We start from the raw sequence: 15022 nt of genomic DNA, 5'->3' as shown, positions 1-15022 counted from the left end.
GCGAGCTTGGCTGAAACACCGGATATGAAGGAGGAGGAGCAGGATGCGCAACCGCAACGCCACGGCCTATCGTTTCCTGGCGCCTTATCTGCTGATCTTCTCCGTCTTCTGGGTGTGGCCGATCATCTCGTCGTTCATGATCTCCTTCCAGGCGACACGCACCGTGCCCTGGCGTTTCGCGCCGGGCTTCAACTGGGGCCGTCTGATCGGCGATCCGGCCTTCTTCAACGCGGTGAAGAACACGCTGCTCATCCTCGTCATCCAGGTGCCGGTGATGATCGCGCTGGCCATGGTGATGGCCGTGCTTTTGAATTCGCCGCTCCTCAAGGCGAGGGGCCTCTATCGCTTCGCCTTCTTCGCCCCGGTGGTGGTCGGTGAGGTCGCCTATTCGGCGGTGTTCCGGCTGATGTTCAGCCTCGATTTCGGCATCGTCAACAAGCTCCTGAACAGCATCGGGCTGCCCAAGATCGACTGGTTCTCCAATGTCACGCCGGCCATGGCGCTGATCATGATCGCTGTCACCTGGCGCTGGGCCGGCTACAACGCCATTATCCTTCTGGCCGGCATGCAATCCATCCCCGAGGATGTCTACGAGGCGGCGACGCTCGACCGCGTCAGCAAGCTCAAGCAGTTCTTCCACATCACCTTGCCGCTGTTGAAGCCGGTCATCGTGTTTTGCCTGGTGCTCTCGATCATCGGCACCATGCAATTGTTCACCGAGCCCTTCCTGATCACCGAGCGCGGCGGGCCGGGCGGCGGCACCGAGACGCTCGGCCTGCTGCTCTACCGCCAGGGGTTCCGGTCGCTCAATTTCGGCTATGCCTCGGCCGTCGCCTACACCATGGCGGCGCTGGCGATCGCGATCACGCTGGTGCAGCTGTGGCTGACGAGGGAAAAGCAATGAGTTCGCTCTCCTCCGCCCGCCTGAGGCGCAGCATCGCGCTGCATCTTTTCCTCACACCGCTGGCGCTGATCTGGCTGTTCCCGCTGTGGATGATGGTGGTGTTCTCGACGATGCCCGACAACGGCATCTTCAGCCCCGGCATCGAGCTCTTGCCGCACGGCAATTTCGTCGACAATTTCAACAATCTGCAGCGCGACACCAATTTCGTCGGCGCCATCGGCATCTCCGTCTCGGTGGCGGTGACCTACACCTTCCTGTCGGTGCTGTTGACGTCGATGGCCGGCTGGGCGCTGGCGCGCTACCAGTTCTTCGGCAAAGGCGTGGTCGTCGGCATCATCTTCGGCACCATCACGCTGCCCTATGCGGTGGTGCTGATCCCGCAATTCATCATGGTGGCGCGCGACTTCCAACTCGCCAACACCTGGGTGGCGCTGATCGTGCCGCCGCTGTTCAATTCACTCGGTGTGCTGTTCATGCGGCAGAGTTTTTCGATGATGCCGGACGACCTCTTCGACGCCGCCCGCGTCGAAGGTGTGAAGGAGTGGCGCATCTTCCTCTTTGTCGCGCTGCCGCTGGCGCGGCCGATGCTGGCCGCACTCGCCATCATCCTGTTCCTCGCCTCCTGGAACAATTATCTCTGGCCGCTTTTGATCAACAGCCAGCCCGGTTCGATGACGGCGCCGGTGGCGCTCGGCACCCTGATCGGCCTCACCAAAGTGTCGTGGGGCGGCATCATGGCAGGGGCCGTGATGCTCACCGTGCCGATGCTGATCGTCTTCGTGCTTCTGCAGCGCCATTTCATCGCCGGCATCGCCGCCGGCGCAGTCAAGTAAGAGGCAGCATGGCAACCGTTACGCTGAGCAATGTGGTCAAGCGCTTCGGCGCCTTCGAAGTCGTCCATGGCGCCAACATCGACATCAAGCACGGTGAGTTCGTCGTCTTCGTCGGCCCGTCCGGCTGCGGCAAGTCGACCCTGCTCAGGATGATCGCCGGGCTCGAGGACATCAGCGGCGGCGAGATTGCCATCGGCGGCAAACTGGTCAACGATGTCGAGCCGGCCGATCGAGGCATCGCCATGGTGTTCCAGTCCTACGCGCTCTATCCGCATATGAGCGTCGAGCAAAATCTCTCCTTCGGGCTGCGCATGACCGGCAACCCCAAGGCCGACACCGACCGGCGGGTGAAGCGCGCGGCCGAGATCCTGCGCATCAGCGAATTGATGGACCGGCGCCCGAGGAAACTCTCCGGCGGCCAGCGTCAGCGCGTCGCCATCGGCCGCGCCATCGTGCGCGAGCCGCAAGTGTTCCTGTTCGACGAGCCGCTCTCCAATCTCGACGCCGAACTGCGCGTCCAGATGCGGGTCGAGATCTCGCGCCTGCACAAGGAACTCGGCGCCACCATGATCTACGTCACGCACGACCAGACCGAAGCGATGACGCTCGCCGACCGGATCGTCGTGCTGCGCGCCGGCCATATCGAGCAGATCGGCCGACCGCTCGATCTCTATGACGATCCCGACAATCTGTTCGTGGCCGGGTTTGTCGGCTCGCCGAAGATGAACTTCATCAAGGCGCAAATCGTCGGGCAGGATGCGCGTGGCGTCGTGGTCGAGTTGGCGGGCCAGGAGAAGACCCGTATCACCCAGCCATTGGCCGGCGCCGCGCCAGAAGTGGGCAGCAAGGTCATCGTCGGCGTGCGGCCCGAACATTTCGGCAGCGCCGGGGAAGGCGACACCGACCTTGTCGTCGCTATCGACGTGGTCGAGCATCTCGGCGGCACGAGCTTCCTCTACGCCCGAACGGCCCATGGCGAAGACGTGGTGATCCAGCGCGACGCGGCGAAGGTTCCCACAACCTCCGAAGTCACCGTTTCCATCCGCAAATCCTACCTGTTCGACGAAAAAGGGCTGCGGCTGCGCTGACCGGCCGCCCCCTTCCAGCCTTCAAGGAGAATGACAATGACCGCAACCATGCCCATTCGCTGGGGCATTCTCGGCCCAGGCAGCATCGCCCAGGCCTTCGCCGGCGGCGTGGCCGCTTCGCGCACCGGAAAACTGGTCGCCATCGGCGCGCGCAATCCGAGCAAGCCGAGCCTCGCCGGGAATTTTCCCGGCGCCCGCATCGTCGACGGCTACGAAGCGTTGCTAGCCGATCCCGACATCGATGCGATCTACATCGCGGTTCCACATCCCGGCCACGCGCAATGGGCGATCCGGGCCGCGGAAGCGGGCAAGCACGTGCTGTGCGAAAAGCCGCTGGCGCTGACCGCCTTCGAGGCCGACGCCATGTTCCATGCCGCGCGCAAGGCCGGCACCTTTCTCGGCGAAGCCTTCATGTACCGGCTGCACCCGCAGACGCTGAAGCTGGTGGAACTGATCAAGTCGGGCGTCATCGGCGAGGTCAGGATGATCAAGTCCAGCTTCGGCTTCGCCATGCCGGGCTTCATGCCGCGGCATCGGCTCTACGCCAATGATTCTGCCGGCGGCGGCATACTGGACGTCGGCGGCTATACCGTCTCGATGGCGCGGCTGATTGCCGGGGCAGCATCGGGACAACCTTTTGCCGAGCCCGACAAGGTGGTTGGCACCGCTCATCTTGGCCAGTCCGGCGTCGACGAATGGGCCTCGGCGCTGCTGCATTTTCCCGGCGGCATCGTCGCCGAGGTTTCCTGCAGCATCTCGCTGAACCAGGACAATGTGCTGCGTATCCTCGGCACCAAGGGCCGCATCGAAGTGCCGGACTTCTGGTTCGCCGGCGGAAATCGCGATGTCGGCCTCGGCCGGATCGACGTGATCGGCGCCGACGGTTCGCGCGAGACGATCAGCGTCGATGAAAAGCGCCATGTCTATTCCTTCGAGGTCGACGGCGCCGGCGAGGCCATCCTCGCCGGGCGGCAGGAATTCGCCTGGCCGGGCATGGATTGGGCCGACAGTCTCGGCACCTTGCGGGTGCTCGACAGGTGGCGCGCTGCCGTCGGGCTGGAGTACGAGATCGAAAAGGCCCCGCTGCGCACCAGCACCATCTCCGGCAGGCCTTTGCGGTCGGGCGGCACGGCGATCGGCAAGCGCACCATTCCGGGCCTGGTGAAGCCGGCGTCGGTGGTGGCGCTCGGCTTCGAGGATTTCCGCACTTTCTCCTCGGGCTCGATCCTGCTCGATGCCTTCTTCGAGGCCGGCGGCAATCTCTTCGACACCGGTTTTGTCTACGGCGGCGGCTACACCGAGACGCTGCTTGGCCAGTGGTTGCAGAACCGCGGCGTGCGCGAGCAGTCGGTGATCATCGCCAAGGGCGCGCATTCGCCGCTCTGCTATCCCGACGTGATCGGCAAGCAGCTTGCCCAGTCGCTCGACCGCCTGCAGACCGACCATGTCGACATCTATTTCATGCACCGCGACAATCCGGATGTGCCGGTCGGCGAGTTCGTCGATGCCATGGACCGTGAGGTGAAGGCCGGGCGCATCCGTGGCCCGTTCGGCGGCTCGAACTGGACGATGCAGCGCATGGACGAGGCGATTGCCTATGCCGAGCGCGCCGGCAAGCAGAAGCCCGGCGCGCTCTCCAACAATTTTTCGCTGGCCGAGATGCTGGAGCCGATCTGGGCGGGTTGTGTGGCTTCGTCCACCGACGACTGGAAGGCCTGGCTGACATCCAGGCAGATGCCGAATTTCGCCTGGTCGAGCCAGGGCCGTGGCTTCTTCACCGAGCGCGCCGGGCGCGACAGGCGCGACAGCGAGGAACTGGTGCGGGTCTGGTATTCGGAGCGCAATTTCGGCCGCCGCGACCGCGCCATCGAGCTCGCCGCGCGCCTGCGCAAGAGCCCGATCCATGTTGCTTTGGCCTATGTGCTCAACCAGCCTTTCCCGTCGGTTCCACTGATCGGGCCGCGCACGCTGGGCGAGTTGGAAGACAGCCTGCGGGCGCTGGACATCGCGCTTTCGCCGGCCGATCTCGAGTGGCTGGACGGCGGCAGCCTTCACGCGGCCTGATAGAACAGGTCGCAAAAAGCGGCGTCAGGTCTCGTCGTCCGACACCCTGACGCCGCGCCTGGCCGGGGTCCGCAGACTGGCATACATGCCGGTGGTGCGGAACTGGCTGGGCGTGGTGCCGTAGAGGCGGCGGAAGACCTTCGAAAAATAATTCGCATCCTCGAAGCCGCTCAGGATGGCGACTTCCTTCACCGGCAGAAAGTCCGCCTTGGTCAACAGCTTCGCCGCCCGCTGCAGGCGCTGCTGCAGCACGAACTCGGCGGGCGGCAGGCCTTCGCTCTCGGCGAAGCAGCGCGAAAAATGGGCCCGGCTGAGACCACTGATCTGGACGAGGTCCGCCACCGGCAGCGGTTTGTCGAGATTGGCGTTGATATGATCGATGACCGGCTGCATGGCGCTCTGTTTTTCGGCAAAGGCATGCGAGCCGAAGACATCGTCATAGAGCGCCATCGCCGCCTCGTAGGCGATAGCGGACGCGGCACCCGCTGAGGCCGCCCCCTTGATGAGGCGCAGGCTGCAATCGGCAAGGTGGTCGATCGTCGCTGGCTTAAGCCGGAACACCGGACCGGAGATGCTGAGGATCGACTTATGGATGCGCAGCGCCTCCTCGCCGTTCATCGAGATCCAGAAATATTCCCAGCGCTCGTCGCTCGCCAGCCAATAGCGGTGGTTGTGCGGCACCAGCACCAGCAGCGTGTCGTTCTCTTGCAGGCGATAGTTGCGGTTCTCGTAGCGCAGCCGGCCGGTGCCGCTGATCGTGTGCTGGAGCACGGTGAACGGCGTCTGGCCGCGTTTGCGTCCGTCCCAGTCATAGATCTCGTCCTCGCGCACCTCATAGCCGGTGCTTGTCGGCATGGCATGCAGGCGCTGCCGGCCGCGCGGCAGCGAGATGGTGCGCATCGACTGTCCGTTGGCGATCAAATCTCGTAGCACAAAATTACCCTTGAAAGCATAATCCTTCTCTGGTCGCGCTCGTGAATAAGGGCATAATCCCCCTCGAAAAGCGAGAGAGATCCGCAGGCGAGGAGCGGACAGGGAGGTTGGCAGGCCGGAATCCGGCTTGTCCCGTACACCTGCCATGGCATGTGGCTGCGACCCACCCCTGTCATTCCCGGCCTGTCACTGGAACAGGATGAGGTACGGCTGATGAGTTTCAAAATCGCTATCATCGGTGCCGGCAGTGTCGGATTCACCAAGAAACTGTTCACCGACATCCTGTGCGTGCCCGAATTCAGGGATATCGAATTCGCGCTGACCGACCTCAGCGAACACAATCTCGGGATGATCAAGGCTATTCTCGACAAGGTCGTCGAGGCGAATGGGTTGCCAACCAGGGTGACCGCGACAACCGATCGCCGCAAGGCGCTCGAAGGCGCGCGCTATATCATCAGCTGTGTGCGGGTCGGCGGTCTGGAAGCCTATGCCGACGATATCCGCATTCCGTTGAAATATGGCATCGACCAGTGCGTCGGCGACACGATCTGCGCCGGTGGTATCCTCTATGGCCAGCGCAACATTCCGGTGATCCTCGACTTCTGCAAGGACATACGCGAGGTCGCCGCGACGGGCGCCAAATTCCTCAACTATGCCAACCCGATGGCCATGAACACCTGGGCGGCGATCGAGTACGGCAAGGTCGACACGGTCGGCCTCTGCCACGGCGTCCAGCATGGTGCCGAGCAGATCGCCGAGGTGCTTGGTGCGAAGTCCAGGCACGAGCTCGACTATGTCTGTTCCGGCATCAATCACCAGACCTGGTTCATCGATTTGCGGCTGAATGGCCGCAAGATCGGCAAGGATGAACTGGTTGCCGCCTTCGAGGCGCATCCGGTCTATTCGCAGCAGGAAAAGCTGCGCATCGATGTCTTGAAGCGCTTCGGCGTCTATTCGACCGAGAGCAACGGCCATCTCTCCGAATATCTGCCATGGTACCGCAAGCGCCCCGACGAGATCACGCGCTGGATCGACATGTCGGATTGGATCCATGGCGAGACCGGCGGCTATCTCCGCTACTCCACCGAAACCCGCAACTGGTTCGAGACGGAGTATCCGCAATTCCTCGAAGCGGCGTCGAAGCCGATCGATCCGGCCAAGCGCTCCAACGAACATGCCAGCCACATATTGGAGGCGCTGGAGACCAACCGCGTCTATCGTGGCCACTTCAACGTCAGGAATGACGGCGTGATCACCAATTTACCGCAGGATGCCATCATCGAGTCGCCCGGTTTCGTCGACCGTTTCGGCATCAATATGGCCGCCGGCATCACGCTGCCGGAGGCCTGTGCGGCCACCTGCATGTCCTCGATCAACGTCCAGCGCATGTCGGTCCATGCCGCGGTATCAGGCGACATCGATCTCTTGAAACTGGCCGTGCTGCATGACCCGCTGGTCGGTGCGGTATCGACGCCGGAGGAAGTCTGGCAGATGGTGGACGAAATGGTCGTCGCCCAGGCTCAATGGCTGCCGCAATATGCGCATGCGGTTCCTGCCGCCAAGGAGCGGCTGTCGAAATCCGCGGTCAAGACCCGCGAATGGGCGGGTGCTGCGCGGCGAAACGTGCGCTCGATCGAGGAATTGCGCGCCGAAAAAGCCGCGCTCAAACAGGCCGGCTGAAAAACCCGGGCGCGGCGGCGGACCTTGGGAGGCAGGTCCATCGCATTGAGCCGTCCGAGCAGAGACGAGCAGCAGAAAACGTCTGAACATGAGGGAGGAGACTATGAGAAACCTACGCAGCATTGGCATTGCCGCCGGACTGGCGCTGAGCGTCTCGGTTCCGGCACTCAACGCTTTCGCTTCAGAGCCGACAGTCCCGCCGGTGCCGGCGACCTTTCCGGCCGAGGGCAAGATCAAATACGTGGCGCGCGACTCCATCCTGGAGTTCAAGGCCCTGCCGGAATATCACGAGCCGGATTGGGTGACCGAAAAATACGTCAAGACCGGCAAACTGCCGCCGGTCAAGGACAGGTTGCCGAAGGAGCCGCTGGTCTTCAAGACGGCCAACATGCCCAACGGCATCGGCGTCTATGGCGACACCATGCGCCATGTCATCGGCGGCCGGCCCGAAGGCTGGAACTACGGCGCCGGCCAAACGCAGGGCTGGGGCGGCATCGATATCGGCCTCTCCGAATGCCTGACGCGCACGGCGCCGCTGTTCCAGGTCGAAGCCAAGGACACCGAGCCGCTGCCGAATCTGGCCAAAAGCTGGGACTGGTCGAAGGACGGCCACAAGCTGACCATGCATCTGATCGAGGGCGCGAAATGGTCCGATGGCGTGGCCTTCAACGCCGACGACGTCATGTTCTATTGGGATGACGAGGTGGTCGACCCGAACGTCTCGCCGCTCAATGGCGCGACGCCCGAAACCTTCGGCGTCGGCACGACGCTGAAGAAGATCGACGACTACACTGTCGAATGGACGTTCAAGGACGCCTTTCCGAAACAGTACCTCTACGCCATGGCTTACGGCACCTTCTGTCCCGGCCCGGCGCACATATTGAAGCCGCAGCATCCGAAATATTCGAAGAACACCTACGACCAGTTCAAGAACGCCTTCCCGCCGGAATATATGAACATGCCGGTGATGGGCGCCTGGGTTCCGGTCGAATACCGGCCGGACGACATCATCGTCATGCGCCGCAACCCCTACTACTGGAAGGTCGATGAAAAGGGAAACCAGCTGCCCTACCTCAACGAACTGCAGTACAAGCTGTCGACCTGGGCCGACCGCGACGTCCAGGCGGTCGCCGGCTCGGGCGACTTCTCCAACCTCGAGCAGCCGGAAAACTTTGTCGCCTCGCTGAAGCGCGCCGCTGAAGCGAACGCGCCGGCACGGCTCGCCTTCGGTCCACGCCTCATCGGCTACAATCTGCGCATGAATTTTTCAGCCAACGGCTGGGGCAACCCGGACGAACGCAGCCAGGCGGTTCGCGAGCTGAACCGCAATGAGGATTTCCGCAAGGCCGTCACCATGGCGCTCGACCGCAAGGCGCTGGGCGACTCCCTGGTCAAAGGGCCGTTCACCGCCATCTATCCCGGCGGCTTCTCCTCGGGCACCAGCTTCTATGACCGCAAGTCGACCGTCTACTATCCGTTCGACCTCGCTGGCGCCAAGGCCGAACTCGCAAAGGCCGGCCTCAAGGATACCGACGGCGACGGTTTCGTGAACTTCCCGGCCGGCACCGCCGGCGGCAAGAACGTCGAGATCGTGATGCTGGTCAACAACGACTACGGCACAGACAAAAGCCTCGCCGAAGGTGTTGTCGCCCAGATGGAAAAGCTGGGCTTGAGGGTCGTGCTCAACGGCCTCAACGGCACCCAGCGCGATGCCTCGCAATACTCCGGCCGCTTCGACTGGCTGATCCGGCGCAACGACCAGGAACTGACCTCGGTCGTGCAGAACACCGAGCAGCTCGCGCCTGTCGGTCCGAAGACCAGTTGGAACCACCGCGCGCCGGAAAGCGGCGAGGTCGACCTGATGCCTTTCGAAAAAGACCTGGTCGACATCGTCAACAAGTTCGTCGCGTCGGAAGACAACGACAAACGCGCCAGCCTGATGAAAGAGTTCCAGAAGATCTCGACGGAACATGTCTACAATGTCGGCCTGACGGAATATCCCGGCGCGCTGATCGTCAACAAGCGTTTCTCGAACATTCCGCAGGGCACGCCGATCTTCATGTTCAACTGGGCCGAGGATTCGATCGTCCGCGAACGCGTTTTCGTCGCGGCCGACAAGCAGGCGAAATACGAATTGTTCCCGCAGGAGCTCCCGGGCAAGCCCGGAGACAAGGGTCCGATGTAAGTTTACCTCCCCTGACCAAAAGAGACCTGGCCGCGCCGCTGGCGCGGCCAGGGCAAACCAACCCTCCGAACGACCCTCGATGGGAGCGTCCGGCGAAATGAGGAAGCCGACCGTCCATGCTGCGATTCTTGGCTATGCGCATAGCGTCGGCAATACCGGTCCTCGCAATCCTGAGCCTCGTCACCTTCGCCATCATCCAGGCACCACCTGGTGACTATGCCGACTACATCCGTTCGCAGCTGATCAACCAGGGCGGTGCCTCCTTCGCCGAGGCCGATGCGCAGGCCCAGGCCTACCGCGTCGAACACGGCCTCGATAAGCCGCTGCCCGTCCAGTACCTCAACTGGATCGGCGGGATCATCACTCGCGGCGATTTCGGCTACAGCCTCTACTACAACAAGCCGGTCGCCGATGTGGTGGGCGAGCGCCTGCCGCGCACGCTGCTCCTGGCGCTGGTCTGCCATTTGCTTGCCTCGGTGCTGGGCATCACCTTCGGCATATGGGCGGCGACAAGGCAATACACCTGGATCGACTCGACGCTTTCGGCCATCGCCTTCCTCGGCATGACCGTGCCGCGCTTCCTGATGGCGCTGATCATCGTCTATCTGCTGGTCTTCCAGTTCAACGTGTCGGAGATCGGCTCATTCTTCTCGCCGCAATATGGCGGTGCGCCATGGTCGTGGGCGAAGTTCGTCGACCTGGTCAAGCATGTCTGGCCGGTGGTCGCGATCGCCACTTTCGGCGGCCTCGCCTACAATATGCGGGTCATGCGCGGCAATCTGCTCGATACCCTCAACGCGCAATATGTCGAAACCGCGAGAGCTAAGGGCCTGACCGGCAGCGCCGTCGTCATGCGCCACGCAGTGCCCAATGCGCTGCATCCGCTCGTCATGTATCAGGGTGTGGTGTTGCCCTACATGCTCACCGGCGAGATCGAGACGGCAATCATCTTCGCGCTGCCGACCGTCGGCCCGGCGGTTGTCGGTTCGATGGCGGTCGGCGATGTCTACGTCACCGCCACCTTCATGATGGTGCTGGCGGCGACGCTGATCGTCGGCAACATCATCGCCGACATGCTGCTCGTCCTGCTCGACCCGCGCATCCGCCAATACGGAGAGAGCTAGATGCTGGCCCGCGATCCATCACCGCCGCCGCTGCCCGCCGAAGGGCCTATCGTCGCCAAACCGGCGCGCGGCAACGAGAGCTATATCGCGCTCGTCTGGCGCCGGCTGAAGCGCTCCTGGACCGGCATGGCCGGGCTTTGGCTCGTGGTGCTGCTGCTGGTCATGGCCGTGTTCGCCGAGTTCCTGGCGCCGATGGACCCGAAGGCGACCGATGTCGGCTTCGCGCCGCCGCAACTGCCCTCCTTCCACGATAAGGACGGCAATTTCGTTGCGCGGCCGCGGGTCTATGCGCTGGCCGATTCGGCCGACCTCGATCCGGTCACCTTCCAGCCCGTGGTCGGCCCCGACTACGACCATCCAAGGCTGCTCGGCTTCTTTACCGAGGGCGCGCCCTACAAGCTCTTCGGACTAATACCGGCGAACCGGCATTTCTTCGCCTCGATGGACGGCCAGCCGGTGCATTTCCTCGGCACCGACAAGTTCGGCCGCGATGTGCTGTCGCGCGCCATCCATGGCTCACGGGTCTCGCTGATGATCGCGCTGACGGTCGTCTTCATCATAACCGTCATCGGCACCACCGTCGGCACCGTTTCCGGCTATTTCGGCGGCCGGTTCGATATCTGGATGCAGCGCTTCGTCGAACTGGTGCTCGCCTTCCCGCAGCTGCCGCTCTATCTGGCGCTGACGACGCTGATCCCCGTCACTGCGCCGACCAATGTCTTCCTCGCTTTCGTCATCATCGTCATGTCGGCGCTGGGCTGGGCGCAGATGTCGCGCGAGGTGCGCGGCAAGACGTTGGCGCTGGCGCGCATCGAATATGTGCGCGCCGCCATGGCGGTCGGCGCCACCGACCGGCGCATCATCCTGCAGCACATCTTGCCCAATGTGATGAGCCACGTGATCGTCGCCGTCACCTTGGCAATCCCGACGGTGGTGCTGCTCGAATGCTTCCTCGGGTTCCTCGGCTTCGCGGTCAAGCCTCCACTGATCTCCTGGGGCCTGATGCTTCAGGACACCGCGACCTATTCCGTCATCGGCACCTATCCCTGGATCCTGTCGCCGGTCGGTTTCGTGCTCGCCACCGTCTTTGCCTTCAACGCGCTGGGCGACGGCCTGCGCGATGCCGTCGATCCGTATTGAGGTGGCTGGGATGACCGTCGTACTCGCCGAATCCTTCGCCCCCACCGTCCGTCATGACCATGACGGGCGCCAGGACCAGCCCATCATCGACGCCCGCAATATCGAGGTCGCCTTCAAGGTCGAGCACGGTGTTGTCGAAGCGGTCAAGGACATCTCGTTCCAGCTCTATCGTGGCGAGACGATTGCCATCGTCGGCGAATCCGGTTCCGGCAAGTCGGTGACGGCTCGCGCCGTCATGGGGCTGCTGTCGCGCCGGGCCACCGTGTCGCCGAAATCGAGCATCTGTTACGACGGCCAGAACATCCTGAAATTTCCCGAGAGCGAGCGGCGCAAGCTGCGCGGTAACCGCATCTCGATGATCTTCCAGGAGCCGATGAGCTCGCTTAACCCGATCTATACGGTCGGCAGCCAGATCGTCGAGGCGATCCGGGTGCACCGTAAGGTGAGCCGCCGGCAAGCCTGGGCACGGGCGCTCGAGCTGCTGCGGCACGTCCAGATCCCCGAGCCGGAAGCACGGCTCAAGCAATATCCGCACCAGCTTTCGGGCGGTCAGCGGCAGCGCGTGATGATCGCCATGGCGCTGGCCAACAATCCTGACGTGTTGATCGCCGATGAGCCGACCACCGCGCTCGACGTCACCGTCCAGGCGCAAATCCTCAACCTGATCCGCAATCTGCAGAAAGAGCTGCGGATGGCGGTGATCCTGATCACCCACGATCTCACAGTGGTGCGCAAATTCTCCGACTATGTCTATGTCATGCAGCATGGCGCGATGTGCGAGCACAACGTCACCGAACGGCTGTTTGCCGACCCGCAGCATCCCTACACGCAGCGGCTGCTCGCCGCGGAGCCGCGCGGGCGTCCGCAACCGCTTCCTGAGGGCAGCGGCGCCATCCTCGAGGCGAATGATGTGCGCGTCTGCTTCATGCTGCGCCACGGCAGTTTCCTGAAGCCGGACTGGCGCGAGCTGGTCGCCGTCGACGATCTCGGCCTCAAGCTTTGCCGCCATGAGACGCTGGGGCTGGTCGGTGAATCCGGTTCCGGCAAGACCACCTTCGGCCAGGCGCTGCTGAGATTGATCGACACCAGGCGCGGCGAAATCCGTTTCGACGGCCAACCGATCCAGGGCCTGTCGCGCAACGAGATGCGGCCGCTGCGCTCGCGCATGCAGATCGTTTTCCAGGATCCGTTCTCGTCGCTCAATCCGCGCATGACGATCGGCCAGATCATCGAGGAAGGGCTGGTCGTCAACAGCATCGGCGCGACGCGGGCGGAGCGGGTGGACCGGGTGCGTGAGGCGCTGGTCAGCGCCGGCATGCCGGGCGATATCCTGTCGCGGTTCCCGCACGAATTCTCTGGCGGGCAGCGCCAGCGCGTCGCGATCGCCCGCGCCATCGCGCTTGAGCCCGAATTCATCCTGCTCGACGAGCCGACATCCGCGCTCGACCTCTCCGTCCAGGCGCAGATCATCGACCTACTGCGCAAGCTGCAGGACGAGCGCGGCCTCAGCTACCTCTTCATCTCGCACGATCTCAAGGTGGTGCGCGCGCTATGCCACCGCGTCATCGTCATGCAGCACGGCAAGATCGTCGAGCAGGGACCTGTCGACGAGGTCCTCACCAATCCCAAGACCGCCTACACCGAACGGCTCGTCCGAGCCGCTTTCGACGTGGCTTGAACATATGCCGGAGGTTAGTATGGCAAGACATCCCAGGATCACTTTCATCGGCGCCGGCTCGACCGTGTTCATGAAGAACATTGTCGGCGACGTGCTGCAGCGGCCAGCACTCTCGGGCGCGACGATCGCGCTGATGGACATCAATCCGCAGCGGCTGGAAGAGAGCGCCATCGTCGTCAACAAGCTGATCGCGACGCTCGGCGTGAAGGCGAAGGCCGAGACCTATTCCGACCAGCGCAAGGCACTTGCCGGCGCCGATTTCGTCGTAGTCGCCTTCCAGATCGGCGGCTACGAGCCCTGCACCGTCACCGATTTCGAAGTGCCGAAGAAATATGGCCTGCGCCAGACGATCGCCGACACGCTCGGCGTCGGCGGCATCATGCGCGGCCTGAGGACCGTGCCGCATCTATGGAAGATCTGCGAGGACATGCTCGCCGTCTGCCCCGAAGCGATCATGCTGCAATATGTCAACCCGATGGCGATCAACACCTGGGCGATTTCGGAGAAATACCCCGCCATCAAACAGGTCGGGCTCTGTCACTCGGTGCAGGGCACGGCGATGGAACTGGCGCATGATCTCGGCCTTCCCTACGAAGACATCCGCTACCGCTCGGCCGGCATCAACCACATGGCCTTCTACCTAAAATTCGAGCACCGCCAGCCCGACGGCTCCTACCGCGACCTCTATCCGGATCTCGTGCGCGCCTATCGCGAAGGTCGCGCGCCCAAGCCGGGCTGGAATCCGCGCTGCCCCAACAAGGTGCGCTACGAGATGCTGACCAGGCTTGGCTATTTCGTCACCGAAAGCTCGGAGCATTTCGCCGAATACACGCCCTATTTCATCAAGGAAGGTCGCCCCGATCTGATCGAGAAATACGGCATTCCGCTCGACGAATACCCCAAGCGCTGCATCGAGCAGATCGAGCGCTGGAAAGACCAGGCGCAGGCCTACCGCTCGGCGCAGCGCATCGAGGTCGAGGAGTCCAGGGAGTATGCCTCCTCGATCATGAACTCGGTCTGGACCGGCGAACCATCGGTTATCTACGGCAATGTCCGCAACAATGGCTGCATCACCTCGCTGCCCCGCGACTGCGCTGCCGAAGTGCCCTGCCTGGTCGATGCTTCCGGCATCCAGCCGACCTATATAGGCGATCTCCCGCCGCAGCTGACGGCGCTGATCCGCACCAACATCAACGTCCAGGAACTGACGGTGCGGGCGCTGATGAGCGAGAATCGCGAGCACATCTATCATGCGGCGATGATGGATCCGCACACGGCGGCCGAACTCGACCTCGACCAGATCTGGTCACTGGTCGACGATCTCCTGGCCGCTCACGGCGACTGGCTGCCGGCCTGGGCGCGCGTGAGCCGCAAGACCGAGGCTGCCTGACGG

11 protein-coding genes are annotated in these 15022 nt (G+C 63.2%); 10 read left to right on the top strand and 1 reads right to left on the bottom strand.

The window, feature by feature from the left end; genetic code table 11:
* Positions 1–43: 43 nt before the first annotated feature.
* The 4 genes from D3242_RS27370 to D3242_RS27355 are packed head-to-tail and all read left to right on the top strand — an operon-like array spanning position 44 to position 4889.
* The gene (locus tag D3242_RS27370) at positions 44–904 is read left to right on the top strand and encodes a carbohydrate ABC transporter permease (protein ID WP_064980433.1); all 861 of its coding nucleotides are present in this window, start codon (positions 44–46) and stop codon (positions 902–904) included.
* A complete protein-coding gene (locus D3242_RS27365) occupies positions 901–1737 on the top strand; it encodes a carbohydrate ABC transporter permease (protein WP_019860421.1) in 837 nt (278 codons plus the stop codon). The genes D3242_RS27370 and D3242_RS27365 overlap by 4 nt, the downstream gene beginning before the upstream one ends.
* A gap of 8 nt (positions 1738–1745) precedes the next feature.
* Positions 1746–2825, top strand: coding sequence for an ABC transporter ATP-binding protein (locus D3242_RS27360; protein WP_019860420.1), 1080 nt, complete (start codon positions 1746–1748; stop codon positions 2823–2825).
* A gap of 36 nt (positions 2826–2861) precedes the next feature.
* On the top strand, positions 2862–4889 hold the full coding sequence (locus tag D3242_RS27355) for an aldo/keto reductase (RefSeq protein ID WP_064980431.1): 2028 nt from the start codon (positions 2862–2864) through the stop codon (positions 4887–4889).
* 24 nt (positions 4890–4913) lie between these two features.
* Here D3242_RS27355 and D3242_RS27350 read toward each other — a convergent pair whose 3' ends face one another.
* Positions 4914–5969 carry an AraC family transcriptional regulator gene (locus tag D3242_RS27350; RefSeq protein ID WP_019860418.1) on the bottom strand — a complete coding sequence of 352 codons (1056 nt, stop codon included), beginning with the start codon at positions 5967–5969 and terminating at the stop codon, positions 4914–4916.
* A 66-nt stretch (positions 5970–6035) separates the two neighbouring features.
* Here D3242_RS27350 and melA (D3242_RS27345) point away from each other — a divergent pair, with 66 nt between their 5' ends.
* The 6 genes from melA (D3242_RS27345) (at position 6036) to melA (D3242_RS27320) (ending at position 15019) form a co-directional block, all read left to right on the top strand.
* Positions 6036–7502, top strand: a complete 1467-nt coding sequence (gene melA / locus D3242_RS27345; RefSeq protein ID WP_019860416.1) for an alpha-glucosidase/alpha-galactosidase — start codon at positions 6036–6038, stop codon at positions 7500–7502.
* A gap of 103 nt (positions 7503–7605) precedes the next feature.
* Complete coding sequence (locus tag D3242_RS27340) at positions 7606–9687, top strand: ABC transporter substrate-binding protein (protein WP_064980430.1); 2082 nt, start codon at positions 7606–7608, stop codon at positions 9685–9687.
* A gap of 116 nt (positions 9688–9803) precedes the next feature.
* Positions 9804–10811 carry an ABC transporter permease gene (locus tag D3242_RS27335; RefSeq protein ID WP_019860414.1) on the top strand — a complete coding sequence of 336 codons (1008 nt, stop codon included), beginning with the start codon at positions 9804–9806 and terminating at the stop codon, positions 10809–10811.
* Entirely contained in the window at positions 10812–11951 is a 1140-nt protein-coding gene (locus D3242_RS27330; RefSeq protein WP_019860413.1) for an ABC transporter permease, read from the top strand.
* Positions 11952–11961: 10 nt separating this feature from the next.
* Positions 11962–13629, top strand: coding sequence for an ABC transporter ATP-binding protein (locus D3242_RS27325; RefSeq protein ID WP_064980429.1), 1668 nt, complete (start codon positions 11962–11964; stop codon positions 13627–13629).
* Between the two features lie 19 nt (positions 13630–13648).
* Positions 13649–15019, top strand: a complete 1371-nt coding sequence (melA, locus tag D3242_RS27320) for an alpha-glucosidase/alpha-galactosidase (RefSeq protein WP_027047248.1) — start codon at positions 13649–13651, stop codon at positions 15017–15019.
* Positions 15020–15022: the final 3 nt, after the last annotated feature.

The organism is Mesorhizobium jarvisii (assembly GCF_003601985.1).
GTDB lineage: Bacteria > Pseudomonadota > Alphaproteobacteria > Rhizobiales > Rhizobiaceae > Mesorhizobium > Mesorhizobium jarvisii.
Note: the sequence above shows the minus strand (reverse complement) of the source record. Positions and strands in the feature narration are given on the sequence as shown.

Coding starts and splice junctions, on each gene's coding strand:
- D3242_RS27370 (WP_064980433.1), top strand. CDS start 44: ATGCGCAACCGCAACGCCACGGCCTATCGTTTCCTGGCGCCTTATCTG.
- D3242_RS27365 (WP_019860421.1), top strand. CDS start 901: ATGAGTTCGCTCTCCTCCGCCCGCCTGAGGCGCAGCATCGCGCTGCAT.
- D3242_RS27360 (WP_019860420.1), top strand. CDS start 1,746: ATGGCAACCGTTACGCTGAGCAATGTGGTCAAGCGCTTCGGCGCCTTC.
- D3242_RS27355 (WP_064980431.1), top strand. CDS start 2,862: ATGACCGCAACCATGCCCATTCGCTGGGGCATTCTCGGCCCAGGCAGC.
- D3242_RS27350 (WP_019860418.1), bottom strand. CDS start 5,969: ATGGCAGGTGTACGGGACAAGCCGGATTCCGGCCTGCCAACCTCCCTG.
- melA (WP_019860416.1), top strand. CDS start 6,036: ATGAGTTTCAAAATCGCTATCATCGGTGCCGGCAGTGTCGGATTCACC.
- D3242_RS27340 (WP_064980430.1), top strand. CDS start 7,606: ATGAGAAACCTACGCAGCATTGGCATTGCCGCCGGACTGGCGCTGAGC.
- D3242_RS27335 (WP_019860414.1), top strand. CDS start 9,804: ATGCTGCGATTCTTGGCTATGCGCATAGCGTCGGCAATACCGGTCCTC.
- D3242_RS27330 (WP_019860413.1), top strand. CDS start 10,812: ATGCTGGCCCGCGATCCATCACCGCCGCCGCTGCCCGCCGAAGGGCCT.
- D3242_RS27325 (WP_064980429.1), top strand. CDS start 11,962: ATGACCGTCGTACTCGCCGAATCCTTCGCCCCCACCGTCCGTCATGAC.
- melA (WP_027047248.1), top strand. CDS start 13,649: ATGGCAAGACATCCCAGGATCACTTTCATCGGCGCCGGCTCGACCGTG.